The sequence below is a fragment of the Dehalococcoidales bacterium genome, assembly GCA_041656115.1.
GTDB lineage: Bacteria > Chloroflexota > Dehalococcoidia > Dehalococcoidales > UBA5627 > UBA5627.
In genome coordinates, this window is the sequence record JBBAED010000020.1 from 1 (window position 1) to 4,450 (window position 4,450).

The following is a 4,450-nucleotide window of genomic DNA, read 5'->3' on the forward strand; positions in this document are numbered from 1 at the left end:
TATCGCTTCTTTTGCGGTAAAGCTAAACAAAAACGATGAGTTAGAAGATTATTTCCCTATAACCGGCCGGCGGCAGATAAAAGACGGTTACAATGCCCTGGTTTTTACCGTTGAAGAGCAGGCAAAGGGAGATTTTTACAACGGCTATACGTACTTAGATACTCTCAATCCCCAAGCGACAACGGAATATATACGGCAGACGCACGAGCGGTACAGAGCGTCGTGCGGGGATATGTTCGGCAGGGAAATAATAGGCATATTTACCGACGAGCCTCACAGGGGCTGTATTTTCGGCGGATTCGGACTTGCCAATAAGAACGCTGACGAGCTTATTCCTTATACGCCCGGGCTCTTCGAAGCTTTCAAAAGAAGGTTCAAATACGAATTACTGCCGCGCCTTCCCGAAATATACTATTTCAGGGAAGGCGCGGATTTTTCCAAAATTTCCTATGACTATACGGAAATCCTGCAGGAGATGTTCATAGATAATTTTGCCAAACCGTATTACGATTGGTGCAAAAAAAACAAATTGATTGTCACAGGCCATATTCTGCACGAGGACACCCTCTCCAGTCAGGCCAGCGTTAGCGGAAGCGTCCAAAGATATTACGAATATATGGATTATCCCGGAGTGGACATCTTGACCGAGGGCAATAAAAATTTCTGGGTGATAAAGCAGGTATATTCGGTTGCAAAGCAGCTAAAGAAACCCTTCGTATTGAGCGAGCTTTACGGCTGTACCGGTTGGCAAATGAGTTTTGAAAGCCATAAAACCGTGGGGGATTGGCAGGCCTCGCTGGGCGTTAACCTGCGATGCCACCATTTATCTTGGTATACCATGCAAGGCGAAGCAAAGCGTGACTTTCCGGGAAGTATCTTCCATCAGTCGGCATGGTATGAGCGGTATAAATACGTCGAGGATTATTTTGCGCGTATAGGGTATATCCTTTCACTGGGAGAGCCGGTAACGGATACGCTGGTCATCAATCCGATAGAAAGTGTTTGGGGCAAAATAAGAAAGGGTTGTTTTACGGCCTTATATTCCAATGCGGTTGATATAACAGAAATAGAAAAGGATTATTTTTCCCTGTTTAAGGAACTATCGGATAACGGCATAGACTTCGATTATGCCGACGAGGAGCTTCTGTCGCGGTATTATAAAATCAAAGACGGCAGGCTGTATGTAGGCGCATGCGGATATAGTACGGTCGTTGTTTCCGGTCTGGTGACCATAAGGAAATCCACGTTGGATATACTTGCAAAATTCATTGAAAGCGGAGGAAGGGCAGTCATAAAGGATCCGCCGCGTTATGTGAACGGGGATGCCGCTGAGATCGATTTCAAAGCTTACAAAAGGGTGGAAACTTTCGGTGAAATTGTCGATGCGTGCCGGGAAAGCTCGATGGTAAAGCAGAATAAGTTCGAGGATGTCATTACCCATATACGGGAGTGCGATGGGGATTACTTTGCCGTTCTGGTCAATACGAACCGCATAAAAGAGATTTCCGCCGCCGAAATAACATTCTGTATTCCCGGCGGATCCGCCTATTTTGCAGAGGAATTAGATCTGCGTTCCGGCGAAACAAAGGGTTGCCGCTTCGAGAGCGGAGACAAAGGGGTCACGATAAAGACACACTTTGCCAAGGGCGGAGAAAGGGCATTCCGTTTGACGCGGGACAGAGTGAAACCTTTTTACGCGTCGCCTGCAGTTCGGAGGATAGTTGTCCCGGATGCATTGAAATATGAACTTTCGGAGGACAATGTTCTTGTGCTTGACATAGCCGGGTGCCTTGTCGACGGGCGGGATATCGGTACTGACGAGATACTTAAAATCGACAGAAAGGTCCGTGAGATTGCCGGGCTTCCTTTCCGCGGCGGCGAGATGGTACAGCCTTGGTACCGGGAGAAGCATTTTGAGCAAAAAAGTCCGCAACCCGGCTGTGAGCTGGTATTGAAATACGTCTTCGATATAGAGTCGGTTCCCGATAGACTGTGTCTGTGCTTGGAAACTCCGGGTTTGTTCGGGATAGATTTAAACGGCAGCGAAGTGCGCAAAGAGATAATCGGAAATTATATAGATAATTCGATATATAGAATCCTTTTGCCTCACAGCGCTCTGAAACCGGGCTTAAACGAATTAACTCTTTCATGCCGGTATCACGAAGGAGCAGGACTGGAAGCCGTATACCTGACCGGGCAATTCGGGGTGCGGCTCGGCTCCGGCGCCGCCGCGCCCAAGATTATCGGGCTCCCTCCCGTACTCGACGCGCGGCCGCTCTGTGAACAGGGCCTGCCTTTTTACGGCGGCGTGATCCGCTTTTTCACGGGTATTAAGACGGGGAACGTATCGTTGCGGTTCCCGAGAATACGCGGGGCATATTATGAGGCGGACTTCGGCGGCGGCAGCACCAAAATCGCTGCGTTTCCGCCTTATGAAACCAAATTTCAAAGTATCAAGGGTGAGCTGACTTTTGTGCTGTGCTTGACGCGCCGCAACACATTCGGGCCGCTGCATCTCGCGGAGGCACATCAGTTCGCCTACGGTCCCGGCTCTTTTCTAACGGAGGGAAAGGATTTTACACTGAGCCACAACCTGATCGACGAAGGCATGGACGTACCGGAAATATTATGTCGTGTCTAAAAGAGATGTAAAAGCCGTTTGTCGTCCCTTTATTCGCCCGGCTGCGTTTTTTCGCGTATGCGCCGCAAAGCTTGCAGCCATGCACGGGTTTCAGCACGGCGCTCGGTTTTTCTCGTAATAGATCCACCATTGCTTCAAAAAACTGCCTTGCCGGAGAAAAAAATTGCCTGAAACCCGCTTTTTCCCACTCATGTGGACACTCCCCAGTTGCGTCGGAATAGTTTGCGGGCGGAAAAACGTTGAAGGTTGTATTGAAGAATCAATGCCGGAGGCTTTTTAGGCTTGATGAGAAATCGAGGAATTGTTCGCCCTCCCCGACAGGCAAATGGATTGTGGAGAAATCACGCTGCATGAACGGTGATTGTGGGTTCCGCAAGAGCGGGAGGCGGCAAGGGAATTATTGTCTTTCTTTTCTGAATTGCAGCGGAGTCACACTAAAATAGCTTTTGAATATTTTATGAAAATTACAGACATTCCGGTATCCGACGTTTTCGGCGATTGCGGTTATCGTCTTGTTCGACTGCTCGAGCAAGAACCCGGCCCTTTCCATTCGAAAGGAAAGCAAATAGCTTTTTATGGATATCCCCATGTGTTTTTTGAAGATATGCGACAAATATAGTCAACAAACTTGAAATATTGCCTGCAATGCGGAATCTAAGGAAGAATGATTAGGAAGTATCCTGCGCAGCATTTTTTTTAGCCAAGCCCACTTCTTTTCAATAGGATTAAGCTCCGGAGAATACGGCGGGAGGAATAGCACTTTGCATCCGACGGATTGTGCAAGTTGGGGCAGTACAGATTTCTTATGAAAGGTTGCGTTATCTAAGACTATAGTTGCTCCAGTTGGCACTTCTTTCAGTAAGCACTTCTCAAACCAATACTCAAACAGATTGCTATCTGTAGTTCCGGTATATTGTAATGGCGCAATCCATTTACCCTCACAGATGCCAGCTACGATATTTCGTCTTTCAAATTTCTTGCCGCTTACCTTTTCAAGTATGTGGATACCTCGCTTTGCTCGGGCATACTCTCTGTACAGATATTTGTTTATTCCCGTCTCATCTACATAAATTATGCTATTTGCGGGTAGTTTGCCCACAGCTTCAATGAATTCCTGTTGATAACTCTCATTTGCTTCTTTGTATACCGTGGTTTTTTTTACGCGTATATTTCAATCGCCTTAGTGCCTTCATGATTGCCGTATCAGAGCAGCCAAATACCTCGGCTATCTCTTTCAAAAAAGCATCAGGATGCAATTCGACATATTCAACAAGTTTTACAGGATCAATCTTCTTCCATGGAGTGTTGCGTATTTTCTTTTCAACGGAGCCCGTTTCGCTCAACCTGTTCTTCCATGTTTGAAGGGTGGTATGACTAACTGAAAAAGTTTGCGCCGTTTCAATCTTGCTGTGTCCATTCGCCCAATAAGCTAATGCCGCTTTGCGAAATTTAACATCGTAACTCATATAATTATTATATCATATTATGGACAAGTATCCAAGTTTATTTATTATATCAATCGTTAGCGAGGGTTTGCCGCATAGCTGCTCACAGAATTTAATTTTCGGTTAAAATGTCCATCCTTCCTTTTCTGCAAGTTCGGTCACATTGTAGCAAGGAATATTATATGCATCACATATTTTGGGGATTCTCTTAGGAGAGTTCTTGTCCTCTTCAGTTATTACCGCAATCCTGTATTTCATCGCTGTTGCAATGAGAAATGCATCACCAGACGATTTCATGTTTGTGAAGTTAAGTAGTTTTGGGTGTTCATTCACAATTATTGATACATTGTGCTGCACAACTGCA

General features: G+C 46.1%; 4 protein-coding genes. 1 reads left to right on the forward strand and 3 read right to left on the reverse strand.

Translation table 11 applies throughout. The features are described from left to right. Window positions 1-2,641 (forward strand): hypothetical protein (locus WC958_06230; GenBank protein MFA5629818.1); only part of this gene is annotated, 2,641 nt, incomplete at its 5' end. A gap of 619 nt (window positions 2,642-3,260) precedes the next feature. Here the strand turns inward: WC958_06230 and WC958_06235 are convergent. The 3 genes from WC958_06235 to WC958_06245 form a co-directional block, all read right to left on the reverse strand. Further along, window positions 3,261-3,740 (reverse strand): transposase, encoded by a 480-nt coding sequence (locus tag WC958_06235; protein MFA5629819.1) that lies wholly within the window; start codon window positions 3,738-3,740, stop codon window positions 3,261-3,263. 28 nt (window positions 3,741-3,768) lie between these two features. After that, complete coding sequence (locus WC958_06240; GenBank protein ID MFA5629820.1) at window positions 3,769-4,107, reverse strand: IS630 transposase-related protein; 339 nt, start codon at window positions 4,105-4,107, stop codon at window positions 3,769-3,771. 102 nt (window positions 4,108-4,209) lie between these two features. Beyond that, the coding region (locus WC958_06245) for a DUF4411 family protein (protein ID MFA5629821.1) at window positions 4,210-4,450 on the reverse strand (241 nt) is incomplete at its 5' end.